Source organism: Subdoligranulum sp. APC924/74 (assembly GCF_003324125.1).
Classification (GTDB): Bacteria; Bacillota; Clostridia; order Oscillospirales; family Ruminococcaceae; genus Gemmiger; species Gemmiger qucibialis.
Genome location: NZ_PSQF01000002.1, coordinates 18,447 through 44,911 on the forward strand (window position 1 = coordinate 18,447; position 26,465 = coordinate 44,911).

Annotated in this window: 24 protein-coding genes; 8 read left to right on the forward strand and 16 right to left on the reverse strand. The window is 55.8% G+C overall.

Annotated elements, in window-relative coordinates:
* Positions 1-543: 543 nt before the first annotated feature.
* Genes C4885_RS01310 through C4885_RS01345 form a run of 9 tightly spaced genes read right to left on the reverse strand, consistent with a single transcriptional unit; the run spans position 544 to position 5,921 of the window.
* Entirely contained in the window at positions 544-2,535 is a 1,992-nt protein-coding gene (locus tag C4885_RS01310; protein WP_113998693.1) for a DNA polymerase, read from the reverse strand.
* A 20-nt stretch (positions 2,536-2,555) separates the two neighbouring features.
* Complete coding sequence (locus tag C4885_RS01315; protein ID WP_158538767.1) at positions 2,556-3,113, reverse strand: DUF2815 family protein; 558 nt, start codon at positions 3,111-3,113, stop codon at positions 2,556-2,558.
* 23 nt (positions 3,114-3,136) lie between these two features.
* A complete protein-coding gene (locus C4885_RS01320; protein ID WP_158538768.1) occupies positions 3,137-4,306 on the reverse strand; it encodes a DUF2800 domain-containing protein in 1,170 nt (389 codons plus the stop codon).
* On the reverse strand, positions 4,293-4,742 hold the full coding sequence (locus C4885_RS01325) for a hypothetical protein (protein WP_113998696.1): 450 nt from the start codon (positions 4,740-4,742) through the stop codon (positions 4,293-4,295). Before C4885_RS01325 ends, C4885_RS01320 begins: the two co-directional genes overlap by 14 nt.
* Entirely contained in the window at positions 4,735-5,133 is a 399-nt protein-coding gene (locus C4885_RS01330) for a hypothetical protein (protein ID WP_113998697.1), read from the reverse strand. The genes C4885_RS01325 and C4885_RS01330 overlap by 8 nt, the downstream gene beginning before the upstream one ends.
* Positions 5,133-5,354, reverse strand: a complete 222-nt coding sequence (locus C4885_RS01335) for a hypothetical protein (RefSeq protein WP_113998698.1) — start codon at positions 5,352-5,354, stop codon at positions 5,133-5,135. Before C4885_RS01335 ends, C4885_RS01330 begins: the two co-directional genes overlap by 1 nt.
* Positions 5,329-5,502 carry a hypothetical protein gene (locus C4885_RS16365; protein WP_158538769.1) on the reverse strand — a complete coding sequence of 58 codons (174 nt, stop codon included), beginning with the start codon at positions 5,500-5,502 and terminating at the stop codon, positions 5,329-5,331. The genes C4885_RS01335 and C4885_RS16365 overlap by 26 nt, the downstream gene beginning before the upstream one ends.
* Before the next feature lie 2 nt (positions 5,503-5,504).
* Complete coding sequence (locus tag C4885_RS01340; RefSeq protein ID WP_113998699.1) at positions 5,505-5,720, reverse strand: hypothetical protein; 216 nt, start codon at positions 5,718-5,720, stop codon at positions 5,505-5,507.
* A gap of 15 nt (positions 5,721-5,735) precedes the next feature.
* Positions 5,736-5,921 (reverse strand): helix-turn-helix domain-containing protein, encoded by a 186-nt coding sequence (locus C4885_RS01345; RefSeq protein ID WP_113998700.1) that lies wholly within the window; start codon positions 5,919-5,921, stop codon positions 5,736-5,738.
* 259 nt (positions 5,922-6,180) lie between these two features.
* Here C4885_RS01345 and C4885_RS01350 point away from each other — a divergent pair, with 259 nt between their 5' ends.
* From C4885_RS01350 to C4885_RS01380, 7 genes are all read left to right on the forward strand, one after another.
* Positions 6,181-6,516, forward strand: a complete 336-nt coding sequence (locus C4885_RS01350; protein WP_113998701.1) for a helix-turn-helix domain-containing protein — start codon at positions 6,181-6,183, stop codon at positions 6,514-6,516.
* Positions 6,517-6,725: 209 nt separating this feature from the next.
* Positions 6,726-7,796, forward strand: a complete 1,071-nt coding sequence (locus tag C4885_RS01355) for a site-specific integrase (RefSeq protein ID WP_158538770.1) — start codon at positions 6,726-6,728, stop codon at positions 7,794-7,796.
* A 73-nt stretch (positions 7,797-7,869) separates the two neighbouring features.
* Positions 7,870-8,511 (forward strand): regulatory protein RecX, encoded by a 642-nt coding sequence (locus C4885_RS01360; protein ID WP_113998703.1) that lies wholly within the window; start codon positions 7,870-7,872, stop codon positions 8,509-8,511.
* Between the two features lie 149 nt (positions 8,512-8,660).
* A complete protein-coding gene (gene rimO / locus C4885_RS01365; protein ID WP_113998704.1) occupies positions 8,661-10,001 on the forward strand; it encodes a 30S ribosomal protein S12 methylthiotransferase RimO in 1,341 nt (446 codons plus the stop codon).
* Between the two features lie 3 nt (positions 10,002-10,004).
* On the forward strand, positions 10,005-10,580 hold the full coding sequence (pgsA, locus tag C4885_RS01370) for a CDP-diacylglycerol--glycerol-3-phosphate 3-phosphatidyltransferase (protein ID WP_113998705.1): 576 nt from the start codon (positions 10,005-10,007) through the stop codon (positions 10,578-10,580).
* Between the two features lie 105 nt (positions 10,581-10,685).
* The gene (gene cysS / locus C4885_RS01375; protein ID WP_113998706.1) at positions 10,686-12,080 is read left to right on the forward strand and encodes a cysteine--tRNA ligase; all 1,395 of its coding nucleotides are present in this window, start codon (positions 10,686-10,688) and stop codon (positions 12,078-12,080) included.
* Between the two features lie 119 nt (positions 12,081-12,199).
* Complete coding sequence (locus tag C4885_RS01380) at positions 12,200-15,199, forward strand: phospholipid carrier-dependent glycosyltransferase (protein WP_113998707.1); 3,000 nt, start codon at positions 12,200-12,202, stop codon at positions 15,197-15,199.
* 619 nt (positions 15,200-15,818) lie between these two features.
* Here C4885_RS01380 and C4885_RS01385 read toward each other — a convergent pair.
* The gene (locus C4885_RS01385) at positions 15,819-17,054 is read right to left on the reverse strand and encodes a 6-phosphofructokinase (RefSeq protein WP_113998708.1); all 1,236 of its coding nucleotides are present in this window, start codon (positions 17,052-17,054) and stop codon (positions 15,819-15,821) included.
* 534 nt (positions 17,055-17,588) lie between these two features.
* On the opposite strand from C4885_RS01385, the gene C4885_RS01390 reads away from it, so the two are divergent.
* Positions 17,589-18,017 carry a hypothetical protein gene (locus C4885_RS01390; protein ID WP_113998709.1) on the forward strand — a complete coding sequence of 143 codons (429 nt, stop codon included), beginning with the start codon at positions 17,589-17,591 and terminating at the stop codon, positions 18,015-18,017.
* A gap of 99 nt (positions 18,018-18,116) precedes the next feature.
* Here the strand turns inward: C4885_RS01390 and C4885_RS01395 are convergent, their stop codons facing one another.
* The 6 genes from C4885_RS01395 to C4885_RS01420 all read right to left on the reverse strand — a co-directional run bounded on the left by C4885_RS01395 (position 18,117) and on the right by C4885_RS01420 (position 26,438).
* Complete coding sequence (locus C4885_RS01395) at positions 18,117-19,979, reverse strand: heavy metal translocating P-type ATPase (protein ID WP_113998710.1); 1,863 nt, start codon at positions 19,977-19,979, stop codon at positions 18,117-18,119.
* Positions 19,980-20,295: 316 nt separating this feature from the next.
* Positions 20,296-20,511 (reverse strand): cation transporter, encoded by a 216-nt coding sequence (locus tag C4885_RS01400; RefSeq protein ID WP_113998711.1) that lies wholly within the window; start codon positions 20,509-20,511, stop codon positions 20,296-20,298.
* 70 nt (positions 20,512-20,581) lie between these two features.
* On the reverse strand, positions 20,582-20,998 hold the full coding sequence (locus C4885_RS01405; RefSeq protein WP_199488062.1) for a metalloregulator ArsR/SmtB family transcription factor: 417 nt from the start codon (positions 20,996-20,998) through the stop codon (positions 20,582-20,584).
* A 368-nt stretch (positions 20,999-21,366) separates the two neighbouring features.
* Positions 21,367-22,344, reverse strand: a complete 978-nt coding sequence (locus tag C4885_RS01410) for a glycosyltransferase family 2 protein (protein WP_113998713.1) — start codon at positions 22,342-22,344, stop codon at positions 21,367-21,369.
* Positions 22,345-22,347: 3 nt separating this feature from the next.
* Positions 22,348-24,663, reverse strand: a complete 2,316-nt coding sequence (locus tag C4885_RS01415) for a YfhO family protein (protein ID WP_158538771.1) — start codon at positions 24,661-24,663, stop codon at positions 22,348-22,350.
* A 17-nt stretch (positions 24,664-24,680) separates the two neighbouring features.
* Positions 24,681-26,438, reverse strand: a complete 1,758-nt coding sequence (locus C4885_RS01420; protein ID WP_113998715.1) for a right-handed parallel beta-helix repeat-containing protein — start codon at positions 26,436-26,438, stop codon at positions 24,681-24,683.
* Positions 26,439-26,465 lie beyond the last annotated feature (27 nt).

Here is a 26,465-nt window from a genome sequence, read left to right on the forward strand (position 1 = left end):
TGCTTCGCCTATGCATGTCCGGGGCAGGCGTAGCTTTTCCGGTGCAGCTCATATCATCGCCACGCCACAGCGTCTCCATACTCTGCTATTCCAGTGCTTTGCACTGCACTTCTTCGCCACGGCTTTGCCCTGCTTCGCCTTTGCTATGCAGCCCTTGCCCTTGCCTTTCTGTGCCAATCCGGCGCGTTGCGGTGCCTGGGCAGGCGTGGCGTTTCCCATGCAAATCCTGGCATATCCATGCCTTAGCCGCACAGGGCTTTGCTTTTCCGGCGCGTTGCGGGTACAAGCATTGCCGCAGCTATGCTTCTCAAGGCGTATCCTCAGCTTCGCTGGTCCAAGCTTTTCCGGTGCGGAACGTCGCGCTGCTATTCCGGGGCATTTCATTGCTTTGCACTGCCCCGCTTTGCCCTCACTAAGCGAACGGTGCCAAAGCCATGTACTGCTTTGCCCACGCGCGGCGGGACCAGTCAAATCGTTGCGGTTCCGGCGCTTATCCGTTCGGCTCCTCCGGCGCTTATCCGCTCGGACCATTGCCTGCGCCGTTCAGTCCTTGGTGAAGAACTGTCCGACCCAGCCCTCTGCATTGAGGGGCAGGCCCTTTGCCCAGGGTGCAGGCTGGCTCATAATGGTTCGGATGCGTTGGAGATCAGCTTCCGGGTTTTCGGTGCCGTGTTCCACCACCACTTCATCGTGAATATGGAAGACTACCTTGTACCCAGCCGCTTTCAAGTTGTCGAGGGCAAACTCTAGGCAGTCCCGCCCTATGGCCTGTGTCAGGTTCTCGGTGAGCTTGCCTCCGTAGGTCTCGCTGTCCTGCCAGCCTGCATTGGTCTGTTCGCGGTAGTGGATGTGTCCGTCATCGGTGATGCGCGGGTCTGCGTAGTAGAGCTTTCTGCCGCTCGGCAGGCTCATGGTCAAGAAGGGGAAGGGGCAGGTCGTGCTAGCCTCCATGCGGAAGGTGACGCCAGGGATAGCCAGGCAGCCGCGTTTGCTGTTGATGACAAATTTAGCCGCGTGCTCCATGGTCCTCCAGAGCTGGACGATGCGCGGGTTCTGCTGCCGCCAGCGGGTGACCATGTCCTGTATTTCCTCATCGGGCAGATCCTTCAATGCGCCGCTGGTGTCCATCCGCCTCATGGCACCAACCCCTCCCTGGTATCCCAGGGCCAGGGTGGCTACCTTGCCGCGTTGCCGGTAGCTGTAGTTCGGATTGCCTTTGACGATGGTTTCCACCGGAATACCGAACATTTTTGCTGCTGTGGTTTCGTAAATTTTGCCCGTGGTTCTGAACACATCCAGCACCCATTCTTCCCTGGCCTCCCAGGCAATGAGCCGGGCTTCGATGGCGGAGAAGTCTGCGTCGATGAATACCTTGCCCGGCTCTGGAATCAGTGCGGTGCGGATCATCTGGCTCAATACGTCGCTGACGTCGCCGTAGATCATCTCCAGCGCGGTCAGGTTTTTGGCCTTGATGAGCTCGCGCACTTCATCCTGGTGCTTGAGGTAAGTCCGGGGCAGGTTTTGCACTTGGAGCAGTCTGCCTGCCCAGCGCCCTGTCCGGGTGGCGCCGTAGAACTGCAGCGTTCCTCGAATGCGCCCATCGGGGCCTGTGGCCGTCTGGATTGCATCATATTTCTTGAGGGAGGATTTCCCCAGGGCTTGTCGAAGCTCCAAAACCCGGCGCACGTTCGCGGGCTGGGGGGCTTTCAGGGCTTCGGCCACTGTAGCTTTTTGCAGGTCTGGCAGCTTTGCGCCGTTGCCTTCCAGCCAGCCCAGGAGCTGCGCGGGGCTGTTGGGATTGCCCAGGTTGGTGATCTGCTTGGCTTCCTGGTACAGCTCTGAGCCATACTGGGCACCGCACCAAAGTGCGCCGCTGGTCAGCTCATGGTCGGTGGCAATCCCGCGGCTGTTCATCCGCACGTCGTCCCGCCACTGCCGCCAGATGAAATCCGGCACCTTGAAAGGCTCCAGTAGGTGGTCGATGTGTCTTTCGGTCTCAACGTCGCGGATGTTATACTGCCTGAAAATCTGCCACTTGTCGGGGTTGTGCCACGGCTGGTTGCGGGTGCGGCCACCGTTGGCCTTGGTCGGCTTGCAGGGGCAGCAGAAGTAGCGAATCAGAGCCTTGCCCTCCCGCATTTTGGCTTTATCGTCGGGCAGCTGGAGGGCCTTGCCAGCGTCTTTCAGGCTGGCGGGCAGGCCGCAGTACATGGCGTGAACCATGCTGTCTTCCCACTGTTCCAGCCAATCTTCACGCTGCTGTTGGGTCAGGTGGAAGTATTCGCTAAGGCACCACCATTCAAAGGCGGCGTTCCAGGCTCGCTTGGTGTAGCGCGGGTCAAAGAATATGTTCTGGAGATTTTTCAGCTCGAACCAGCTTTCCGCGTAGGCGGGGTCGTAAATCCGCACCTTGCCATCGTCCACGGCAAGGCCGCAAAGCAGAATTTCAAAGTCCGGGTCCTGGGCGTAGCGGTATGCGCCTACCTTGCCGATGTCCTGAGGACTATAGGTCTCCAAGTCAATCGTAAGTATCATACTTGCCTCCGTGCCGGGTATTAGCCCAGCATGTCCTCAACCTCCGGGGAGAGCGGCTCGAAACCGTCCGTGCCAGTGTCGCCGCCCAGGCGCGGGCCATCCTTGGTTTTCTGGATAGCTACCAGACCCGCCGAGATGCCCTTGCCGCCTTTGGGGTTGTTGTAGGCATAAATGCTCACCTTGACGTTGGCGTAGCAGCCGCTGTACACTTCGTCGCGGTCCATGACCGGGTTGCAGCGGGCATCGATGATCTTAGGCGGGTGGTCGGCATTGGCCTTGGCGTTGAGGAAGTAGCAGCCAGCGTAGTTGGAATCGCCGCCCTTGGTCGGATCAGTGTCGCCATCGCGGAGCAGGGGGTGCGCGTAGCTGGCGGGCTTCTTGCCACCCCACTTGGTTGTGATTGCCTCGCTCTCGATCTTGGTCATCAGCTTCTGGAGGCGCTGGATGGTGGCAGTGTCCGTCTTGGGGATCAGCAGGCAGCAGCTGTACTGCATCTTGTCGCCCTCCATGCTCTGGCGGGCTTCCCAAATGTTGGCGTAGCTCAGGCGGCAGGGGAGAATAATTTCGTTCGAGTTCATGGTGTTTTGTCCTTTCTTTCTTTTCATTCGTTGGCGGGGGTGAATCCTTCAGCGGCATCATAGGCGGGCCGATTATCGCTCTCCGGGGCCAGTGTGGGCTTGCCTTTGGGCTTCTCCACCCAGTTGCCACAGACCTCTGCAAAACGTTTCCTGCCCAGCAGCCTCTCGGCTGCCGTCAGGCTGATGGGACTGCGCTCGTACAGCATGGCCTCGCTGATGCCATCGGCCTCGATGGCCTTGAATGCGGCATCCTGGTCGGTGAACCGGCGGGTGCTGCGTCCCTCGACCAGCTTCCAGCCAGGGACTGCGTGTCCCTGCTGCAGCTGCTTTTGGGCATACTCCTCCAGACATTTCACATACTCCGCAATACCCTGTGCCGCGATCAGCCACATTCCGACTTCCTCATCAGTCAGCAGACGCGGGTCTCTGGCCTCGGGGGTCTGGGTCATGAAGTCAGCCAGCGGGCCGTACTTGTCCCTCCATGCCCGGCATTGTGCCTTCGCCCGGCACCAGCGGCATTGCTTCTCGCCGGGGTTCAGCTCTCCCTTGCCCTCCCACGCCAGCTTAGCCGTTGGTCGCAGGGTGTTCTCGGCCCAGTCGAGCAAGCTTTCCGCGCTGGTCTCCCAGGTCTCTGGCTCGCTCTGGATGCGAGGCTGTACGATGGTCATGCGCACGGTCTGAATGTCATCGGTGCTCTGGAAGAGCTGCCATGCCCCCAGGGCGTACAGCATCATCTGGGTGTTTTCCACCGGGCTGACCGGAACCCCTGCGCCGTACTTGAAATCCACTACATGGAGCAGGCCGTCGCCGATCAGCAGGCAGTCGCAGGTGCCGAAGCACTCCGGGACCCAGCGGGTCATCTTGACGTGCTGTTCTACACATACCGTGGGTGTGTGGGGGAAGCCAACCCAGAGGGTGTGGATGAAGTCCGCGTACAGTTCCGCGGTGTTTTTCATCTCGGTGGGGTACTCCGGGTTGTCCAGCAGGTCCTGCGTGGGTGCTGCTGGCAGCCCCATCCAGGCGGGAACGCTGCGGCGGACCAGCTGCTCGCATAGGTAGTGGGCCTTGGTGCCCTCCTCCGCGTAGACGCTGGTTTCGTGGGGCATGTGCTCGGTAAGCCTTGCACTGGGCGGGCAGCCCAGCCACATGGCGCTGCTGGAGGGTCCCAGCAAAGCGTGTTTACTTGGTGCCATCGTATGCCTCCTGCGTGTCTGCGAACGCATCCGTCAGCGCGGCTTTGAAGTAGCCCAGTAAGAAGTCGGGGCCAACATTAGTAAGTGTACTGTTGCGGATAGCGCTTACAGTGGCAAAAGCGAGTGCTTTCAAAACCTCCCCGCATTCGCCATCGACCTCCACTCGTGTGCGTTTCTTGTCGCGGGTGATCTTTACGGTTGCGGTGATGACGGGAAGCTCTTCTTCCACCACCTCAAGCCAGCGCTCGGGGAAAGCCCAGGGGTGATCATCCTGGAGGTTGTCCCACTTGACCCAGTAGATGTCGTTGTTGGTGGAGGCCAGCTTATCTACCGTGCCGAGGCTGCCCGGCTCCGGGTAAAACTCAGGCATCACTTCGTGCATCATCCGGGTGTTTTTGTTGTCCGCTACGCGGACGCGATCTCCGGTCTTAACCATTGAGGTTTACCTCCATTTCGTTCAGTGCTTCAGCCCAGTGTTCGCTGGGGATGTCAGAAAGCTTGCGGACGCTGTACTTGCCCAGAATCTCTCCGAGCTTATCCTGCTTGCCCGCCAGTGCGAGCTTGCGGCCCGTGGTCTGCAAGTCTTCCAGGGTTACCGGCTTAGCGGCGGTTTCTTCCTTGGGGGCCGCAGCGGGCTGCTGTGGGGCCTGCGGTTTGGTGAAGGGAATCTCTCCGTCCGTGGGCACATGTGCCTGTACGGGGGCTGCCTGCGGGGCAGGGGAGGGCTTGGCGGGAACTGCCGGAGCCTGAATGCCTGCGTTCAGGGCGTTCAGGGCATCCTGGTACTCTGCCGGGGTGCTTGCGCTGATGCTGATGCAAATTTCCATCACTGTACCTCCTCGTTCTCGTCAAGCGCGGCCATGTTGCTGATGGCGTAGGCGACGCACTGTTCGACAATGTCGCCCATGTCGGTGTCGGCCATGCTCGAAAGCATCTTGATCCACTGGAATGTCGTGGGGGTGAGCCGGACTGTCGGCTTCGTCAGGTTGCCTTTCTGCTGGATGAATACCGGACGACCGTTCTTATTTTTCAGAATGAACTTTTCCATTTTTGACCTCCGTTGTTTTGAGCAGCGCACCGCAGATGACGTTCAGGGCCAACGCGGCGGCAATCACGCCGGGAATGTTCAGGGATCCGAGCGATGCAATCCCGTAAACCAGGGTTGCGGTGCCCGCCAGCTTGAGAATGTGTGCCATCGTTAGTACCTCCGCTCTGTGCTGACCAACTGTCGGGCCAGCGTTGTTGCCGGAATGACGCGGCCCCTGTGTTCACCGATCCAGCCGCTGATGACGTAGCTGACCCGCTTGACGGGCAGCCCGGTAATGGCTGCTGCTTCGGTGATGGTTACTAGCTCGCCTTTTGCCTCCCGGCGGACGCGCTCCAGCGCATCTCTGTAACCCTCGGGCTCTCGCATTTCGGTGTCCTCCTTTTACTGCTTGCAGCTTTCGATGAAAGCTGCAATGTCTTTGCCTGTGATTCGGATGGTTCGTCCGTCGCCAAGGTTGGCGGCGGGCAGCCGGCCCTCTCGGATGTAGCGGTCGATGCTTGCAATGCTTACCTGCAAAACGTCCGCCGCTTGCTCACGGGTGTAGACCCGGCTTTCAATCAGTTCCATTTGCGCCCTCCTTCCTTATTAAGGGCAACGCGGACTTGCAAAGCAGGGAAAACTATGTTATATTCAGTGTGTCTAGGTCTGAATAGGTTCTGTGATGCTTTACAAGGCTGCATTGCGTCCTGTTCTTGTTCCTTGTGCCTTATTTCGTCTTGTTTGGTCTTGGAACGCCTTCTATTCTACTGAACCTTTATTCAGAAAGCAAGCGATTTCTGAATAAAAGTTCAGCTTTTACGTTTTGCACAAGATAGGAGGGTAGAAATTGGTAGATTTTGCACGTTTGAAATCCCGCGCAAAAGAAAAAGGACGCACGTATAAATACCTGTGCGACCAGTTGGGCCGTGAAAAGAATTACTTGTCTAACTGTGCGGGTGGCGCGGATAGGCTCTCGCCGGAGAATCTTGCTATCGTCGCAGATTTACTGGATACAACTCCGGCCTATCTGCTGGGGGAAACCGACGAAAAAGAAAAGCCCACCGGCACTGTGGCCGGTGGGCTGGATAAAGCGGACGCGGAAATCTTGGATATTATTCATCATCTCCCGCCGGAGAAATATTCTGCGGCGATTGCGATGCTTCGAGGTCTTGCAAATACTTGAGGTATTCTGCTTTATTTGGTAGCTTGTGTAGCAATTCCACTATTTCTTGGTCGGTGAGTTTTTGCATGATATCCGCTCCCTTTTTGGTGTGAATCGGTTGTTTTGATACAACTATACAAAACCTATGGTTGTAATTCAATTAGCAATTTGCACAAATCAGGAAAGATGTGCTTAAAAGTCCGAGTTATTGTATGACGGGAGGTGTCTGTATGGGACAGCGTAAACGCCGGGCCGATGGCCTGTTGGAACGCAAGCGAACCATTGACGGCAAGGTCGTGCATTTTTACGGGCATACTTTGGCCGAGGTTGAACAAAAAATTGACGACTACAAAGCCGCCCTGGTTGAAACGAAAGCCCAGGGTGAGAAATTCTCGGTCGTCTACGATGACTGGATGAAACTCCGCCGCACGCAGATTAAACCCTCCACGCTGTACTGCTCCTTCGCAGCCTGCGCCCGCACGCGGGAGGAATGGGCAGACTACCGAATGAAAGAAATAACGCCAACGCGCATTGCCGCCTGGTATCAGCGCTTGGGGGATCAGGGCTATGCAAAGGGCACCGTGCGCAACCATCAGGATATCCTTGCCAGCGTGTTCCGGCATTGGATTGTCTACTTTGGCGGCGACTTTAATCCTTGCCCTTATGTTGATGTGCCGCGTAACCTCTCCACGAAAGTGCGCATGCCACCCACTGACGCGCAGCTTGCCGCAGTAAGAGCACACCCGGAGGGCTTTGGTTTTGTGGCCTGGCTTCTCATGTATACGGGTATTCGTTTGGGTGAGTGCATGGCGCTGCAATGGCAGGACGTGGACTTTGATGCAGGGGTTATCCATATCACAAAATCTGTATGGTGGCGCAACTGCAACCCAGTTATTACCACCCCCAAAACCAAGAATGCCATTCGTGATGTGCCTATTCTCGCTGTGCTGCGCCCCTTGCTGCTAGAGCATCAGGGAGCGCCCACGGACTATGTTACCTCTGGGCGGGCCACGCCCTTTACCTCGTCTGAGTATCGCCGCAGATGGGCCGCATATTGGCGCTCCCTGGGCTATTATCATTCGGACGGCTCTGGGGCGTGGGATGCGGATGTGTCTGCGCATCAGTTCCGCCACGGTATGGCTTCCACCCTGTATGCTGCGGGCGTTGGCGAAATGGAAGCGCAGAGAATTCTTGGTCACGCATCCATCACCACCACCCATGAGGTGTATACCCACCTGCGGCAAGCCCAGCTTTCTGCGGCTGCTGACCGCTTGAATGATTTTATCTCGACCGGGTCGTAGGTCGTATAAAGGTCGTGAGGTACTGAAAATGAACCGATACAACGTTATTAAAATAATGGTTGACGAGTAAGCGATGCCGAAGCTGACACAGGTAAAAGAAACAAAAAGAGGCCGCTATGCGCTGTTCTTTGACGGCGAGTTTGCCTTTTCGCTGGACGAGGACACCTTTGCCATGGCGGGGCTGCATACCGGGGATGAGCTGGAAGAATGGCAGATCCATGACCTGCAGACCAAAAGCGACACCCGCAAGGCTGTGGATAAAGCCATGGACCTGCTGGCCCTGCGGGACCATGCAGCCGGGGAGCTTTATCAAAAGCTCTGCCGCAGCTTTGACCCCCACAGCGCTGCCGCCGCCGTGGCAAAAATGCAGGAGCTGAACCTGCTGGATGACGCCGGTTTTGCCCGCCGCCGTGCGGCGGAGCTGCTGCGCAAGCGCAAGAGCCGCCGTGCAATTTTGGATGATCTGCACGCCAAAGGCATTGACCGCGGCGCGGCCGCCGAAGCGGTGGAAGCTCTGTTTGCCCAAAGCGAGGAGGACGGGGAGGAAAACCCGGAGCTGGCCAATGCCCGTGCACTGGTGGAACGCCACTATGCCGCAAAGCTGGCACAGGGCAAATGGCAGCAGGTAGCTGCCGCTTTGGCACGGCGCGGGTTCTCCCACAGCGTGATCCGCCAGGCATTGGCAGATGCCGAGACAGAAGAAACCGAAGCGTAACACAAAAAAGTACACACCGCAGGGGCAAAAAATGCTCCTGCGGCATTGTGGTATCAATGCACCGAACGGATAACTTTGCCTGAATTTTGCCCAAGCAAGCGGCAGAGCCCAACATAACATACTGAAAAGAGAGACAGGAACAACCATACATGAATATTGCAATTATTTCCCTTGGATGCCCCAAAAACCAGGTCGATGCTGATGTATTCTGCCACGCGCTGATCAAGGCGGGCCACCAGACGGTTGCGGACCCCGAACAGGCGGACATTATTATTGTCAACACCTGCGGCTTTATCCAGTCCGCTAAAGAGGAAGCCATTGAAAACATTTTGATGGCCTGCCAGTATAAGCAGCAGAACCCCAACCTGAAGGTGATCGTGACCGGCTGCCTGGCTGAGCGCTATAAAACCCAGATTGTGAGCGAAATGCCGGAAGTGGACGCCGTTGTGGGCATTGGCTCCAACGCCGCTCTGCCCGCCATTGTGGAGCGCCTGACCGCCAACGGCGCGGGCCAGGTGGAAAGCTATGGCCCCAAATGCGATATGGAGCTGGGCGGTGCCCGTGTTATCAGCACGCCGCGCCACTATGCTTACCTGAAAATTGCCGAAGGCTGCAACAACCGCTGCCATTACTGTGCCATCCCGCTCATCCGCGGCCCGCTGCGCAGCCGCCCCATTGACGATTGTGTTGCCGAAGCTCGCTGGCTGGCCGGGGAGGGCGTGAAAGAGCTGATCCTGGTGGCGCAAGACCCCACCGCTTACGGCGAGGACTGGGGCAAACCCGGCGCAGTTTGCGAACTGTTGGATAAGCTGAACACCATTGAGGGCATCCGCTGGATCCGTGTGCTGTACGCCTACCCGGAGCGTATCTCCGATGAATTCATCGCAGCCCTTGTGCGCAACAATAAAGTTGTGCCGTATCTCGATCTGCCCATCCAGCACTGCGATGACGAGGTGCTGAAAAACATGAACCGCCGCGGCGGCCGCAAAGAAATTGAAGATGCCATCCGCCGCCTGCGCGCGGCCATCCCCAACATCACGCTGCGCACCACCCTGATTGCAGGTTTCCCTGGTGAGACCGAGGAACAGTACAGCGAGCTGTGCGACTTTGTCAAAACCGTCAAGTTTGACCGCCTGGGCTGCTTTGCCTATTCCGCCGAGGAAAACACCGTGGCCGCCAAGATGGACAACCAGATTGACGAGGAAGTCAAGCAGCGCCGCGCAGACCACATTATGGAGCTGCAGGCCGAGATCAGCGCGGAAAAGGAAGCAGAAAAGGTCGGCAAGACCTATGAGTGCATCTGCGATGGCGTGGACGATGAAACCGGCATGTACCTGCTGCGCTCCGCAGCAGACTGCCCGGAAATTGATGGCAGCATCATGACCCCGGCAGATACCCCGCTGGAAGCCGGCGCGTTCTATAACGTTACCATCACCGATGCCGATACTTATGATCTTTATGGTTATGCGGAAAGCAAAGTGGAGGAATAAACCATGAATCTGCCTAACAAATTAACGATGATGCGTGTCATCATGGTGCCGTTCTTTATGGTATTTGCTGCCATGAGCCATATGGGCACGCTCCGGTTCAACGCAACGTATGCCTTGATAGCGGGCATTCTGTTTGCTGTGGCCAGCTTTACGGATTTCCTGGATGGCTACCTGGCCCGCAAAAACCACCTGGTAACGGACTTTGGCAAGTTTATGGATCCGCTGGCTGATAAAATGCTCACCACCGCCGCCATTATTTATATGGTGGTGGACGGTGTCTGCTCCCCCGTGGTGCTGGCCATCATCATGTTCCGCGAGTTTGCTGTGGCCGGTGTGCGCATGATTGCGGCAGAGTCCGGTACCGTCATTGCCGCAAACATGTGGGGCAAGGTCAAAACCGTGCTGCAGATGGTCACCATCATCTTCTATTACTTTGCCATGGCGCTCGCCCCGGCGGACGGCGTTGGGGTTATCAGCTTTACCACCCAGGTGCTGTGTTGGGCCGTTGCTGCCGTTACCGCACTTTCCGGCTGCATCTACCTGTGGCAGAATCGTTCCTGCTTTATGCAGGCAAAATGATGCTGCCCCCTTGCAACCGCTTATCAGGGCGGCTATAATAAATCTGAACGGTTTGCAGGTTTAGCCGCGCCGTACCAGCAAAGTTGGGAAAGGAAGTTCCTGTCCATGCAGATTTTTAATACCATGACCCGCAAAAAGGAAGATTTTATCCCGCAGGAGCCGGGCGTTTATCGCATTTACGTCTGCGGCCCTACGGTGTATAACTATATCCATATCGGCAATGCGCGCCCCATGATCGTGTTTGACACGCTGCGCCGCTATCTGGAGTACCTTGGCAACAAGGTGCTGTATGTCTCCAATATCACCGATATTGACGATAAACTGATCAAAAAAGGCCAGGAGAACGGCACCACCATGCAGGAGGTTGCCCGCAAGTTCGAGGCCGAGTACATCAAAGATTCCGAGGGCCTGAACGTTAAGACCCCCACCGTGCGCCCCCGCGCAACCGAGCATATCGGTGAGATCATCAAGATCGTCAAGGACCTGGTCGAATCCGGACATGCTTACGTTGCCCACAACGGCGATGTCTACTTCCGCGTTAAGTCTGATCCCGGTTACGGCAAGCTGAGCCACCTGAACCTGGACGATCTGGAAAGCGGCAACCGCGAACTGCGCAGCCAGATGGATGACGACCTGAAAGAAGACCCCGCAGATTTTGCTGTCTGGAAAGCCGCCAAGCCGGGCGAGCCTTCTTGGAACAGCCCCTGGGGCCAGGGCCGTCCGGGCTGGCACATTGAGTGCAGCGCCATGGCCCGTAAGCACCTGGGCAAGACCATCGACCTGCATGCAGGCGGCCAGGACCTGATCTTCCCCCATCACGAAAACGAGATTGCACAGTCGGAGTGCGCCAACGGCTGCACCTTCAGCCATTACTGGATGCACAACGGCTTTTTGAACATCAACAACCAGAAGATGTCCAAGAGCGCCAACAACTTCTTTACCGTGCGTGAAATTGCCGATAAGTACGGCTATGAGCCGATCCGTTATTTTATGCTCACCGCTGGTTACCGCATGCCGCTGAACTATACGGTGGACCTGATCGAGAGCTGCAAGAACAGCTTGGAGCGCCTGTACACCTGCCGCGATAACCTGGATTTTGCCATCCGTAATGCCCATGGCACTGACACTGCCCTGACTGAAAAGTGCGAAGAAGCACGCAAAAAGTTCAAGACCGCCATGGATGACGACCTGAACACCCCCGATGCTCTGGCCGCCATTTTTGAGTTCGTCAAGGACATCAACACCATGTCCGATGCTGCCGATAAGGCTACGTTGGAAAAGGCCGCCGCCACGTTTGACGAGCTGACCGGTGTGCTGGGCCTGATGTACAACCGCAAGGCCGAGGAAGCCCCCGACGAAGTGAAGCAGCTGGTGGAAGAGCGCGCCGCAGCCAAAAAGGCCAAGGACTTTGCCCGCGCCGATGCTCTGCGCGCCAAAATCACTGAGCTGGGCTGGAATGTGATGGACACCGCCAAGGGCCCGCAGCTGACCAAGCTATAATTATTACTGCACTATCACGGCAAAACAAAGGAATTGGAAACAGGGAAGCATCTGCCTCTGCTTCCAGTTCCTTATTTTATTGCAGCGGCAAATACGCTGCATTATCTGGAGAGTTCAGAATGACAAATACCAGAACCAAACAGAAAGAGCGAACGCTGTATATTATATTGGCCGCAGCGCTTGCCGCGCGCCTGCTGCTGGCCCTTGTTACTGAAGGCTACACCTATGATATGAGCTGCTTTGTGGCCTGGGGGGATAAGCTGGCCAGCGAAGGTCCTGCGGCCTTTTACAGCGCCGATTATTTTGCGGACTACCCGCCCGGCTACATCCTTGTGCTGGGGCTGGTCAGCCTGGTGCGCAAGGCGCTCCAACTGAGCTATGAATCCCGTTGGACCTATTTTTTGCTGGCACTGATCCCCGCAATCTGTGATTGTGCCGCCGTGGTGCTGCTGGACCATATCAGCCGCCGGTATATGGGGCAGGGCAGGGCACAGCGCTGCCTGGTGCTGTTTGCGGCGTTCTGCCCGCTGACCTTGTTTGATACCGGCATCTGGAAGCAGATTGATGGGGCTTTTGCGCTGCCGTTGCTGCTCTGCTTCTGGCTGCTGGAAGAGCGCCGCTACCTGCTCGCTGCGGTGCTGTACGGCGTGGCGCTGGCCATCAAGCCGCAGGCACTGTTGGCTGGGCCGGTGCTGGCCGTCTGCTTTTTGGTGGCTATTGCGGATGCCGTGCGGGATGGCAAAAGCCCGCTGAAATCGGTCGGCCAGATTTTTGGCGGTGCTGCGCTGGCTTTGCTGCCGCCGCTGCTGGCGGGCCTGCCGTTTTACGGGGCAAAAAATCTGGTGCCGTCCTTGATCGATAAGTACATCACCACGGCGTCTGGCTACCAGTATGCCACCATCAATGCGTTCAACTGGTTTGCAGCGCTGGGCGGCAACTGGCAGGCGCTGGATGCTTGCCCGGTGTTTAACCTGAGCTGGAAAGTGCTGGGCATTTTCAACATCGCTGTTATCACGGTGCTGCTTGTGGTGCTGGCGGTCATCAGCTGGCGGGCGCGGCAGTTTTCCCCACTGCTGCTGGCAGCGTTTTACACGGTGGGGATTTTTACCTTTGCCCATTGCATGCACGAGCGTTACCTGGTGCTGGGCATGCTGCTGGTACTGCTTGCCGCGGCGCGCTGGAATGACATCCGTCTGTATGGCGCCGGGTTTGGTCTGTCGATAACGGGCTTCTTGAACCTGGAAACTGTGTATACTCTGGTAGGCAGCGATGACGAGTGGCTCAGCAGCGATACCAGCCGCGAGTTTGCCATGGCAGTCGGCTTTGCCGAAACGGCAGCCTTTGTGCTGCTGGCTTTCACCGCGTGGGCCATCTGCCGCCATGGAGCGATTTCTCCACTGGCAAAAGTGGAAACCATCGAAAAAGATAAAACAAAAACAGTGCAGAAAAAGCTGGAACTGTGCACCCTGTGCATTGATCCGCAGCCTGCCTGGACGGCTAAAGAGAAGAAAGCCTTGGCAACGCTGACGTTGATCGTTGCTGTGGTGAGCTTTGCCTACCTTGGCAGCATGAAAGCACCGCAGAACCCTGTGGATGCTACGGACAGCACGGCAACCAGCGACTTTACCCCGCAGCAGGACGCGGTGGAAATCTGGGTGTACCCCGGCATTTCCACCGGCGGCAGCCTGCGCATCACGGATGCAGCGGGCAATGAGCTGTACCAGAAGGAACTGAGCTATGCAACGCCGTTCTGCTGGACCAAAACGGCCATCACGGCTCCGGCAGGGCAGACCCTGACCGCAACGATTGAAAATGCGCAGATGTTTGAACTGGCCCTGTGGGATGCCACCGGTGCGCTGGTGCCGGTAACGGGCGGCGATGCCCTGTTTGATGAGCAGAGCGAAGTGCCAGATACCATCAGCCAGCTGAACAGCATGTATTTCGATGAAATCTATCATGGCCGTACTGGGTACGAAATGCTGCACCGCATGACGGCATACGAAACCACCCACCCGCCGCTGGGCAAAGATTTTATCATGCTGGGCATTGCTATTTTTGGAATGACAGCCTTTGGCTGGCGCTGTGCCGGAACGCTGTTCGGCGTGATGCTGGTGCCGCTGATGTGGTGCTTTGCCCGCCGTCTGACCCACAAACGCTGGGCCGGGGCCATGGCAGGTGCGCTGATTGCCGCTGGGTTCATGCGATTTTCCCAAAGCCGCATTGCCACAATCGATATTTACGGTACGTTCTTTATCCTGTTAGGCGCATATTTTATGGTATGGTATTGCCAGAGCGTGCTGCAAAACGGCGTAAACGGCTCGCTGCTGCCCATGGCGCTGGGCGGCGTGGCATTTGGGCTTGGGTGTGCATCCAAGTGGACCGGAATTTATGCCGGGGCAGGGCTTGCGGTATTGTACCTGGGTGTGCTGTATGCCCGCTGGAAGCAAAAACAGCCGGGCTTCTGGAAAGAATTCCGGATAGCTGCTGTGGGCGGTGTGGCGTTTTACATCGTTGTGCCGTTCCTGATCTATCTTGCATCCTACCTGCCTTATTGGTGGAAAGACCCTACCTTTGGTTTGCGGGATTGGTGGGATTGCCAAACCTACATGTACTGGTACCATTCCACCCTGAAAGCAACCCACCCGTTTGAAAGCCGCTGGTACACCTGGCTGCTGGACCTGCGCCCAGTGTGGTATTACAAAAATTCTTACCTGGAAGCTGGGCTTCAGGGCAGCATTGCGGGTTTTTATAACCCGATCATTTGCTGGGCGGGGCTGTTCTGCATTTTGCTGCTGCTGTGGCGCCAGGTTTCGGCTCGCGGCACGGCAAAGGGAGCGGGCGTTCTGATCTTGTACGCCAGCCAGCTGCTTTCCTGGATGCTGGTATCGCGCTGCACTTTCATGTACCATTACTTCCCCAGTTCGGTCTTTGCGTTGACGGCCATTGTGCTGGTTTTAACGCAGATGAAGCGGCAGGACCGCGCCAAAAAGATTGGCGCGGGGCTGTGCATTGCGGCGCTGGTGTGCTTTGCCTGGTTCTATCCCGTTCTGTCCGGCTTGCCCGTGCCGACCCTGTGGGCGCAGAGCACCAAGATTTTGCCGAGTTACGGGTTCTATTAAGGCAGTTACGGGGAGTCTTTTCGGCCTTTTTGAAAAAAGGCCTGGCGAAAAACTTTAATTATTTTCACGAATTGCATTATAGGCAATACCGCATAATTCTAAGTGCCGATACGGCGAGCAAGGTGCGGCAGCTGCTAAGCCAAAAGCGCAGATAATACTGGATGCTGCAAAGGTGAGCGCCGCCAGTGGCGGAAACAGCGAACCGAAGCAGGGGCAGCGGTCGCAGAGTGCGAGGGGCTTTTGCCCCCGAAGCACGATGCGGGTACCGCAACCCGACATTATCGAGCATTTTGGCAACGCAGATGCCGTGCCGCAGCCGCCGAAGCGGTGCTTAAGCCGCTAGGCGGGAATTGTGCGGTGTTGCCTATATAAAATAAATGTGCGGCTCCGGGCGGTGAATGCAGCGGGGCCGCACATTTTTGTGTGCAGGCGAATTTGAAGAAAAAGAAATATTTTTAGAGTGCATCTCTAACCTGGCGCTCCGACTTGGCCGCCCTACTGACACTTTAGAAGATCCCCCAAACAAAAACCGCCGCCCCAATCAGGGCGGCGGCCAATCAATATTCTATATGCGATAAGTACCGATCTTCACGCAAGGTAGAGGCTTACGCGGCAAAAATCAGGTTTCCGGCAGGTAGATATGGTGGGGCAAGCCCTCAACATAGATGGGGGTCAGCTCGGCCTGGATCAGCGGCATAGCATAAGCCAGGAACTCCGGCAGCATGGCAGTGTGGTCGGCGTTGACCCAATCCAGCGGAACTTTCTTTTCCAGGTTGGCAACCTCGCTGATGGGGTGCAGGCTGGTGGTACACTGGTACGGTGCGTTGGAAATGCGGTCCAGTGCGACCATTTCGCCGGTGTGGCCCTCAAAAGCGGCCTTGGCGGCAGCACCGCCCACCTGGTATGCCTCGGTGATATCGGTACGGCTGGTCAGGTGGCCAGCGCAGCGCTGCAGGGTGGAAAGCTCGATGCAGCGGGTCTTGGTGTCCAGACGGCGGGCAACGGTGTTGGCCAAAAAGCGTGCCGTGCCGGTCAGGGCTTTGTGGCCGAACGCGTCAACTGCGTGCACATCGTCGGCCAGCTCGCAGACATAGCGGCCATCAGCCAGTTTAACGCCTTCGGAAACAGCAATCACGATGGAAGGCTTTTCTTTCTGCATCCGCTCCACTTTTTCCACAAAGCGGTCTACATTAAAGGGAACTTCGGGCAGACAGATCATATCCACGCCCTCGCAGTCCTCACCCTTTGCCAGGGAGGCAGCGGCGGTCAGCCAGCCGGCATTGCGGCCCATAATCTCCACAATGGTAACGTACTTGGTGCCATATACGGTGGCATCGCGGATGATTTCCTTCATCACAACGCCAATGTACTTGGCGGCGCTGCCGTAACCGGGAGTATGGTCGGTCACCATCAGGTCATTGTCAATCGTCTTGGGAACGCCCATAAAGCGGATATCGCTGCCAATATGGGCACCGTAATCAGCCAGCTTGCCGATGGTATCCATGCTGTCATTGCCGCCGATGTAGAAGAAATAGCCGATATCCAGTTCGCCCAGGATCTCGAACAGCTTCCGGTATACGGCTTCGCCCTCGGCGGTGTGCCAGTCGGGCAGCTTGTAGCGGCAGCTGCCCAGATAGCTGGACGGTGTGCGCTTGAGCAGCTCAATGTCCATGGCACTTTTCAACTTGTCATCCAGTACGCAGACGCGGCGCTCCAACAGGCCGGCCACGCCGTGCATCATGCCGTACACCTTACCTGCACCGCGGCGCTTGCAGCTTTCATAAACGCCGGCCAGGCTGGAATTGATGACTGAGGTGGGGCCGCCGGATTGACCGACGATCGCATTTTTTGCCATAAAATATCTCCTTCTCTTCGGCAGTGCCGTGCGCACTGCTGTTTGTGTGCCGTGCGGCAGGCGGGCCGCCCTATGCACAATTATGTCATAGTTAGTGTAACATATTTTTAATATGGGATACCATTGCAGGGGTTGACAAAAATAAGAAAGAATATTTAGCACTATTTTTGTTCCGCTTGCCGGAACCTGCAAAGCGTTGCGCTTTCCGTATTGAGGAAAATGATTCCATACAGCGGAATTACATAGCCTTGTGAAAAAAGTAACTGCGAGAAAACGCCTAAAAACATTGCAAAAATTGCATATACGTGTAAAAATAACGAAAAAACGGCAGGCGGAAAGAACACTTTTTATACCGTAATAAGTGCAAAATTTGTATGTGATGGTACAACGGGAGTTGATTTTATGAATTGAAATTGATTTTTATGTTAGGATTTTATCTAAATGGTTGACTTTTTTAGACGAGTAACTTATTCTAAAATATATAAATAATTTGTATATGGTATAAAATAAATTGACAAAAAGGAGAAGAACGTTATGAAATTCCAACTTGACACAGAAGATATGGAAACCATAAAATTGACTTTTTCAGATGAAGATTTGGAAAATGAACTATCGGAAAATATTCAGGATTTTTGTTATGGGATGGCGGCATTTTTTGTTGATTTTGCGCAGAAGATTGGCTGTGACACGAAAAAAGCACTGGAATTAAAAGATCTCTGTTTTTCTTGTGCGGGAAATGATGTGGAGGCGCTTTTACATGCAGGAATTTTGGATGAGGAAGAGGAGAATGAAGATAATGAGGAATATAAAGAACTAAGAAAGAAAATGAAGGAAGCTGGATTCAGTGAAGAGGATATTGCTGGTGCGATTCGGCTGGCCCAAGCATGTGGAGGGTTGGAAGCAGCAACCGATTACCTAGATGGAGTAATCAAGGAAGCTAATGGGATTTCTCCAAAAGAATAGATAGTAATATATTACAACAAAAAACATCCTGGGACGGGAACTGCAGCAGGCGGTTAAACCATTCCGGGATGTTTTTATCATGACAGCGGCAAGGAGAAATTAGTTCTTTTCAACAATCAGCATACGCATGGCGTTCAGCACGGCAAGAATCATAACGCCAACGTCGGCAAAAACAGCCCACCACATGTTGGCAATGCCCAAGGCACCCAGCAGCAGGAAGATGGTTTTGACGGCAAGGGCGAATACAATGTTCTGGTACACAATGCTCATGCACTTGCGGGAAATCTTCATAGCCAGGCTGATCTTGGCCGGGTCGTCATCCATCAGAACAACATCAGCGGCCTCAATAGCAGCGTCACTTCCCATGGCGCCCATCGCGATGCCGACATCGGCGCGCATCAACACGGGGGCGTCGTTGATGCCATCACCGGCAAAGGTCAGGATATCGTTCTTGCCCTTGGTGGCCAGCAGTTCTTCTACGCGGTTGACTTTATCGGCGGGCAGCAGCTGGGCATGGTATTCATCCAGCCCCAGCTGGCCGCTGATCTCGCTGGCAACGGCTTCACTGTCGCCGGTCAGCATGATGGTACGCACGCCCTGGGCTTTCAGGGCGGCAATGGCCTGTTTGGAGTGTTCCTTCACTTCGTCCGCGATCAGAACAGAGCCAAGGAACTGGCCGTCACGCGCCACATAAACCACAGTACCGGTGCCGGTATTTTTGGTGTAGGTAATCTTGCTGTCGTCCATCATGCGGGCGTTGCCTGCCAGCACCACATGGCCGTCTACCATAGTGCGGACACCGTGGCCAGCAATTTCCTGAGCATCGGTCGCACGGCGGGCATCCAGCTCGCCGCAGGCTTCGCGCAGACTCTTGCTGATGGGATGGCTGGAAAAGCTTTCGGCCAAAGCAGCCTGTTCCAGCAACTCTTTTTCGGTGCAGCCGTTGGCCGGGCTGACCTGGCTGACGGCAAAAACGCCCTTGGTCAGGGTGCCGGTTTTATCAAACACAGCAATGGAGGTGTTGGCAAGTGCTTCAAGATAGTTACCGCCCTTGATGAGGATGCCGCAGCGGGAAGCGCCGCCGATGCCGCCGAAGAAGCTCAGAGGAATGCTGATGACCAGCGCGCAGGGACAGCTGATAACCAGGAAGGTGAGCGCACGGCTGATCCAGGTCAGCCAGCCGCCGCCCAGCACCAGCGGTGGTAAAATGGCAAGTACCAAAGCGCCGATGCAGACGGCGGGGGTGTAATAATGGGCAAACTTGGTAATAAAGTTTTCAGCGCGGGCCTTTTTCAGGCTGGAATTTTCCACCATGTCCAGGATCTTGGCAACGGTGGATTCACCGTACAGCTTGGTGGTGCGCAGCTTCAGCAGGCCGTCGCCGTTCACGCAGCCGCTGATGATCTCGCTGCCGGGATGCACAAAGCGAGGCTTGCTTTCGCCGGTAAGGGCGGCGGTGTTCAGCGTGCTTTCGCCAGAAATGACCTCGCCGTCAATGGGAACTTTCTCGCCGGGGCGCACGACCAGCACAGAGCCGATGGGCACATCGTCGGGATCAACGGTACTTACCGTGCCGTCGGCAGTTTCCAGGTTGGCGCTGTCGGGGCGGATATCCATCAAATCGCTGATGCTCTTGCGGCTTTTGCCGACGGCGTAACTCTGGAACAGTTCGCCAATCTGGTAGAACAGCATAACGGCAACGCTCTCACTGAACTCACCCAGGCAGAGCGCTCCCACAGTGGCAACGGCCATCAAAAAGTTTTCGTCAAAAACTTCGCCGTGAACAATGCCCAGCACAGCTTTGCGCAGCACATCGTGGCCAATGATGAAGTACGGCACCAGGAAGAGCACCAGCTCCAGATACCAGGGGATAGCCACCAGTTTGGAAGCCAGAATAATGGCCAGATACAGCACCGCTGAAATAATGATACGTTTCAGCGTCTTTTTCTGCTTCTTTGTCATAAGATAAGACCTCTCTTTTGGGTGTTCGTCAGGAAAAAGGGGCAAAAATAAGGGCGGTTGGAAACCGCCCTGAGCGTGTCACAAAAGCTCCACGCTACAAAGGTGGGGTTCGCCGCAGTGTGGCTGCGCCACGCTCCTGCACCCCTCCTTTGGAACCACCTTGCCGCAAAGAAGCATGTTCTCATGCCTGGACGGCACTCGGACCTGCTTTTTTGCTTGCAAGGTATTCCAAGCGTCGGCACATGTCCGCCGCTTGGAATGGATTCCGAAACTTTCAGGCGGTTGGAAACCGTCCGAAAATGCTGATGCAAGGAGCTTACAGCTCGATCTCAAAGTCCGGCTCAACACGCTTGGCGGTCTTAACAACATCCTTCAGCACGGCATCGAACTTATCATCATCGACATCCAGAACCATCTTTTGGGTCATAAAGCTGACGGAAGCGCTGTTCACGCCGGGCAGCTTTTTAACGGCATCTTCAATTTTGGCGGCGCAGTTTGCACAATCAACTTCGATTTTGAATTTCTTCTGCATGATAATATCTCCTTTGGTTTTATGATCAATATTTTTTGAAAAATAAGGGGTAACAAGAGTTGGGGGCGTTTTATTCCTCCACATGCTCCATGCCAAGCGCAATCATGCTGCGCACATGATCATCATCTAGGGAATAGAACACCGTTTTTCCGTCCCGGCGGAACTTGACCAGTTTGCTGGCTTTCAGCAGCCGCAGCTGGTGGCTGACGGCGCTTTGGGAAACATCCAGCAGCTGGGCCAAATCGCCTACGCACAGCTCGCTCTCAAACAGCGCGTACAGGATCTTGATGCGGGTGGTATCCCCAAACACACGGAATAGCTCCGAAAGGTCATACAGAACCTCGTCGTCCGGCAGATCGCTGCGCAGCCTGGCAACGATATCCGGCTCACCGTGGCAGTCTGGGTCACATACCGGAACATCAGGCAGGGCGTTGGCTAAGCCATCCGGTGCTGTGGCGGGCTGCGGGAACTTTTTGGTATCAGGCATTGGGAGTATCACCTCGGTATCAAACATTTTATCATATGAATGATTGCTCATATGTTAACATTATAATACTGCCGACAGGGGCGTTTGTCAATAAGGGAAGGCAAAAAATATCGGGAAATTTTTTATGGAAGGAGAGGGGCCGGGGGTGGGGGATGAGAAAGAAGAATGAATAAATAATAAAGAATCATGTCGGTGGGCCGCGGCGCAAATACTCTCCTGCAAAATGAGTCAACCGTGAGCATGGAAACCTCCGAAACAACAAAAAAGCCGCGCGTCCCCCCCCATACAAGGGGCAAAACGCGCGGCACAAATTTATTTTGTTGGTGCTATATTAGGTAAAGCAAACAGGCGTAACTCTGCCCAGCCGATTACTTCTCATCCTCATCCCACGTGCGGTCACTGATGATATAGCGGGGGCGGCGCTTGGTTTCCATGTAGATCTTGCCGATGTACTCGCCGATCACACCCAGGCAGATCAGCTGTACGCCGGAAACAAAGCAGATGATGCTGGTCATGCTGGCCCAGCCGGATACGGTGGCACCCAGCAGCGCTTCCACAATGGCCCAGATCACGCCGATAAAGCTGATGAGCGCCACAATAACGCCAAACCCGGTAATGAACCGGATGGGCTTGACGGAAAGGCTGGTGATGCCGTCAAACGCAAGGGACAGCATTTTGGACAGGGGATAGTGGCTTTCACCCGCAATGCGCTCGTGGCGCTCGTAAGCAACGCTGGTGGATTTAAAGCCCACCAGCGGCACCATGCCGCGCAGGAACAGGTTGACCTCCTTGAAATTGGCAAACTCATGCAGCACGCGGGCGCTCATCAGGCGGTAGTCCGCGTGGTTGTAAACAACCTCGGCCCCCATGGCGTTCAGCAGCTTGTAGAAGCTTTCTGCCGTAAAGCGCTTGAAGAAGGTATCCGTATCGCGCTTGGAGCGCACGCCGTACACAACTTCGCAGCCATCGTTCACATAGGCATCTACCATGGCGTCCATGGCGTTGATATCGTCCTGACCGTCGCAGTCAATGGAGATGGTGATATCGCACTTGTCCTTGGCTTCCATCAAACCGGCCAGCACTGCGTTCTGGTGACCGCGGTTGCGGCTCTGGCTGATGCCGATGTAGTGCTTGTCGCTCTTGGCCAGGTCGCAGATGATGGACCAGGTTTTGTCCTTGGAGCCATCGTTGACAAACAGCACGCGGCTGTCATCGCTGATTTTACCGGCGGCAACCAGGTCGGTGATCTTTTTCAAAAACAGCTTGCTGGTAATGGGCAGAACCTCCTGCTCGTTATAGCAGGGGATCACGATGTACAGGATCGGATTTTCGCGGGTAGCCTTCATGGTTTACAGCACCTCTTTTTTGCTTTTTCTGCTGCGCCGCCCGGCCAGCAGGTAAATTGCCGTCAGCAGAATGCTAATGGCGCTGACCCCGATCCCGCACCAGAGCGGGGTGGGGGAATAGTGGAAACGAATGCAGTTTTTACCGGCATTCACCTTGACGGCCATCAGGCCGTTGATGTTCAGGATCTCTGCAGATTCGCCGTTGACCGTGGCGCTCCACGCCTTGTCATAGGGAACACTGAAAAATGCGTACTGCTCGCTGCCGGATGTGATTTCGGAATAAAAATAGTCTGTGCCATAATCAAACACATCGGTGCAGGCTTCGCGGCGCTTGTCCATGTCGGCATACTTGTTTTCCTGGCTGATCTTACCATCCAGCGCGGCATCATAGTGGCGCAGTATGGTGGAAACCGTGGCTTCGTCCTCGTCTGCCACCACAAGGGTCTTTAACATGGAGTGGGCGCGCTCGGCGGGGTCAATCTCGTCAAACTCACTGCGGGTCATGTAGGTATCATAGCAGAAGCCGATGGGCAGGGCGTGGGAATCCTGATAGACGTTGATCTGCTCGTGACCGTTGGAAAAACTGGTGTAGATTTCATCCGGCCAGTCGGAGTTGTTGCGGATATAATACCCAACGGAAAGCAGCTCGTTGGTGCCCTCCGGCCCGGCGGGGGTAATGGCGTGGCGCTCGTCCCCCAGGGCATCATACAGTGTAAAGATGGAGGGGGAAAGCGTGCTCAAAAAGGAGGTACGGTCCGGCAGGTAAGCCGCCATGCCGCGGTTGGAATACGGCTCCCAGAAATAATAGCGGTAGGGCAGGGCATCAGGCAAGCCGTCGCCGCTGTGGATAACGTCACCATAAATTTCTGTGGTGGTCAGGCCGATCGTCTGGGTGTAGGCACGCTGATAGGTGCCCACGGTAAAACCGGTGGTCAGTGCAGCAACCAGAGCAGTGCAGGCCGTCAGGGCAGCCATGGGGCGGCGCAGGCGCAGCCGCCGCACCCCGCCCAGGGCAGCAAACAGCAGAACCACGCCGCCGATGGCAATCAATGTCAACACAACCAGCCAGTATTTGCGGTACACTATGGTATCGCGCTTGACGTACAGATACAGCGTGATAGCGGCGATGACTGCAGCCGAAATACCGCAGCCCGCACGCCAAGGGTAGTCCTGCAGATGGTCCAGCACCTTGATGGTGGCCAGTACCAGCAGGAACACCAGCATGTAATACCAGCGGCGGTACGGCTCGCTGGTGAACATGACGAACAGACTGTTGCTGACCGGGCTGGCTGCTACAAGGAACAGCCCCACCAGCAGCACATGCAGCCAGTCCCACTTCCAGCGCAGCAGATAAGCCAGAACCAGGCAGACGCCTACCAAGGGCAGGTACGCCGCGATGGAATACCAGTTATCATGCACCACAGCGGAAAAATTGAACATATTCTCCGCCGGGAAGAAGAGCGCCCGCAGCATTTGCAGGTAATTGGGCCAGTCAAAGGTCAGTTGGCTCAAGCTGATGTGATCCGATACGCGGGGATTATTGAGCACCGCCGCAATGGAGGGGATGAACAGTACCCCCGCCATGCCGACGCCCAGACAGCCTTCCAGGATGCAGGCCGGAATTTTGCGGGCATTTTTGCGCAGATCCGCCCCGGGGCGTGCGTCCTCGCCGCCAAAAAGATACCGCGTAATATAGTAAAACACCAGGAAGAAAACTTCCCCGATAAAGAAGTAATAGTTGACCAGCGCGTTGATGGTAACGGCAAACAGGAACGGAGCTTTTTTGCCCTCCTGCATGCGTTTGTCCAGCCCCAGCATCAAAAGCGGGAACAGGGCAATCACATCATGGAAGTGATAGAACACCACGTTGATGCAGGAAAAACCGGAAAATGCATACAACACACTGCCAAGCAGGGCGCTTTTCTCGCTGGCACTGCGGCGGAAGTAGGCAAACGAGGTCAGCCCGGCAACAGCATATTTGAGCATATAGATCCAGCCGACCAGATAGGGAAACGCGCTGGCAGGGAAGAGGAAGCTCAGCCAGAAAAACGGGCTGCCAAGGGTGTAAAAGCTGAACGAGGATACAAAGTCCGAACCAATATCAATGCGCCAGTTCCACAGCACCTCGCCGCTTTTGATGGCGTTGTTGCACAGCATGTTGTAGGAGAGCTGTTCTGCGTCAAAATCCGCCGCAACCAACAGCAGGCCGCCGTCCCGTATCATGTAGGGCAGCAGTGCAGCCGCGGCAATGGCAAAGTTCAGCACAAAAGCCAGCAGCAGCCACCAGCGCGGGAAACGGTTTTGCAGTGTTTGTTTCATGTAGCAGCCTCGCGGCATCAGCCCTGACCGTTAGAAAGTTCGATCCCGCGGGTGGGCATGTTTGCCATATTGTTCAGGGTAGAGTTGTATTTTTCACTCAGGGATTCCATAGCCCAGTCAGTGCAGTCCATAAAGGTATTGTCAAAAATATCATTCATGAACGCATCTTCGCCCATAAACACCCCGGCGTAATGCCCGCCGGAAATGGTGTTGCGGGCAATGATGTTCTCATAGCAGGGGGTAAAATCCAGGCCCTGCACGGCTTCATCCGCGTTCAGGTCAGTGCTGAGCTCAATACCAAAGAAGTGGAAGGTATCGCTGGCACCCCGGTTGTTGTCAATGATCTGGTTGCACAGAATGGTGTTGCTGAACGCCGAGCGCACAGCCTTGATGCCGGAACCGTAATTGTCCCGCACAATGTTGCCGTAAATGGTGTTGTAGGCGGTGTTATCCAGCGAGATGCCGGGCAGCTTGGCGGGGGAGGAACCATCCGCCATGCGGCCCTGCTCCAGAATAAAGTCAGCTTCCAGATCCTCATCACTCATGCGGTTGCGGCCGCCGTTCTGGCGGATCTCACATCCGGTAATGTAGTTGCCGAAGGAGCCGTAATCCAGGCACATGCCCTCTTTTTCGTTCTTGTAGATCGTGTTCTCTACATAATAGTTCAGGTAGCCGCTTTCCGAATAAATGCCGGAGGAATGGTTCTGCGCAACCGTGTTGCCGCGCACAACCAGCTGATGGGGAGACTGTAAAATATCGTACAGCATTTCATCTGGGAACGGATTGTAGGCGGTCTCAATGTCCTCAATGGGCATGGAGCAGAGCACCAGCCCGGCGGTCAGGTTGCGGGCACCAGAGTTATTTTCAATGCGGTTGCCCTCGATCACGCCATTGCTGATCCCGCCGTTCAGGAAGATGGCACCATTCTGGTTTTCATGGATGCTGTTATTGACCAGTGCAAAGCTGGTGTTCTCCCCCATAACGCAAAGGCCCTTGAAGGAAACATTGCTGATGTCAAGGTCAGCCAGATAGAAACTGCTGGAATTCTTGACATACACACCGTAATTGCACCCGCCGTTGATGACAAAGCCGGTCACGGCGGTATTTTCCGCCTGGTCCAGAACAATGGCTTTGTCCAGCGTTTCATTGTCGGGGGTCAGCACTGCGCCGTTGCCGTGCAGGATCGTACCAGTGGGGACCACCAGGGTGGCATCCATCACCAGAGCAGGGGAGATGACCTCCACCGTGCTGCCGGGGTTGGCTGCCAGAAAGTCATTCAGTTCTGCCAGGCTGGAACCGGTAAAATTCACAGCCTGGGCGGTTTCGGCGATGGCCAGGGGGGCCAGCTGGGTCATGACAGAGTTGTACAGGTTTTTCCAGTTGGCCTCCGGGGTATCAAAGGTGGCAGGGTCAATACCGAGGGTCTGAATGCGCTGGATGACCTGCAAAGGGGCAATCAGGCTTTCGGTGTCGGACTGGGTCATCCGCTCCAAAGCGGGCAGGGCATAGCGCTCGGTCAGGCTCTGGCTGTCGGTATCCAGCAGGGAAACATATTCCTCTGCGCCGGGATCCGCAAAATCCACAACCTGCCCGGTACCGGCCAGCACGCAGCTGATGGGCTCCGGCTCAGCGGTAGCCTGTGGTTCTGCGCTGGGGGCCAGGCTGAAAATCACATGCGGGGCAGGGGTCAGCTTGACCCCGACCACGCCGATCACGGTGGCAGCAGCAATGCCCGCAATGGTAAGAACAAACGAATTTGCCTTTTTTTTGGCCATAAGTGTAAGATTCCTTTCCAGGGAAAA

Excerpts from the sequence above, each read along its gene's own strand:
- C4885_RS01310 (WP_113998693.1), bottom strand. The coding sequence starts at position 2,535 with ATGATACTTACGATTGACTTGGAGACCTATAGTCCTCAGGACATCGGC.
- C4885_RS01315 (WP_158538767.1), bottom strand. The coding sequence starts at position 3,113 with ATGAACTCGAACGAAATTATTCTCCCCTGCCGCCTGAGCTACGCCAAC.
- C4885_RS01320 (WP_158538768.1), bottom strand. The coding sequence starts at position 4,306 with ATGGCACCAAGTAAACACGCTTTGCTGGGACCCTCCAGCAGCGCCATG.
- C4885_RS01325 (WP_113998696.1), bottom strand. The coding sequence starts at position 4,742 with ATGGTTAAGACCGGAGATCGCGTCCGCGTAGCGGACAACAAAAACACC.
- C4885_RS01330 (WP_113998697.1), bottom strand. The coding sequence starts at position 5,133 with ATGGAAATTTGCATCAGCATCAGCGCAAGCACCCCGGCAGAGTACCAG.
- C4885_RS01335 (WP_113998698.1), bottom strand. The coding sequence starts at position 5,354 with ATGGAAAAGTTCATTCTGAAAAATAAGAACGGTCGTCCGGTATTCATC.
- C4885_RS16365 (WP_158538769.1), bottom strand. The coding sequence starts at position 5,502 with ATGGCACACATTCTCAAGCTGGCGGGCACCGCAACCCTGGTTTACGGG.
- C4885_RS01340 (WP_113998699.1), bottom strand. The coding sequence starts at position 5,720 with ATGCGAGAGCCCGAGGGTTACAGAGATGCGCTGGAGCGCGTCCGCCGG.
- C4885_RS01345 (WP_113998700.1), bottom strand. The coding sequence starts at position 5,921 with ATGGAACTGATTGAAAGCCGGGTCTACACCCGTGAGCAAGCGGCGGAC.
- C4885_RS01355 (WP_158538770.1), top strand. The coding sequence starts at position 6,726 with ATGGGACAGCGTAAACGCCGGGCCGATGGCCTGTTGGAACGCAAGCGA.
- C4885_RS01360 (WP_113998703.1), top strand. The coding sequence starts at position 7,870 with ATGCCGAAGCTGACACAGGTAAAAGAAACAAAAAGAGGCCGCTATGCG.
- rimO (WP_113998704.1), top strand. The coding sequence starts at position 8,661 with ATGAATATTGCAATTATTTCCCTTGGATGCCCCAAAAACCAGGTCGAT.
- pgsA (WP_113998705.1), top strand. The coding sequence starts at position 10,005 with ATGAATCTGCCTAACAAATTAACGATGATGCGTGTCATCATGGTGCCG.
- cysS (WP_113998706.1), top strand. The coding sequence starts at position 10,686 with ATGCAGATTTTTAATACCATGACCCGCAAAAAGGAAGATTTTATCCCG.
- C4885_RS01380 (WP_113998707.1), top strand. The coding sequence starts at position 12,200 with ATGACAAATACCAGAACCAAACAGAAAGAGCGAACGCTGTATATTATA.
- C4885_RS01385 (WP_113998708.1), bottom strand. The coding sequence starts at position 17,054 with ATGGCAAAAAATGCGATCGTCGGTCAATCCGGCGGCCCCACCTCAGTC.
- C4885_RS01390 (WP_113998709.1), top strand. The coding sequence starts at position 17,589 with ATGAAATTCCAACTTGACACAGAAGATATGGAAACCATAAAATTGACT.
- C4885_RS01395 (WP_113998710.1), bottom strand. The coding sequence starts at position 19,979 with ATGACAAAGAAGCAGAAAAAGACGCTGAAACGTATCATTATTTCAGCG.
- C4885_RS01400 (WP_113998711.1), bottom strand. The coding sequence starts at position 20,511 with ATGCAGAAGAAATTCAAAATCGAAGTTGATTGTGCAAACTGCGCCGCC.
- C4885_RS01405 (WP_199488062.1), bottom strand. The coding sequence starts at position 20,998 with ATGCCTGATACCAAAAAGTTCCCGCAGCCCGCCACAGCACCGGATGGC.
- C4885_RS01410 (WP_113998713.1), bottom strand. The coding sequence starts at position 22,344 with ATGAAGGCTACCCGCGAAAATCCGATCCTGTACATCGTGATCCCCTGC.
- C4885_RS01415 (WP_158538771.1), bottom strand. The coding sequence starts at position 24,663 with ATGAAACAAACACTGCAAAACCGTTTCCCGCGCTGGTGGCTGCTGCTG.
- C4885_RS01420 (WP_113998715.1), bottom strand. The coding sequence starts at position 26,438 with ATGGCCAAAAAAAAGGCAAATTCGTTTGTTCTTACCATTGCGGGCATT.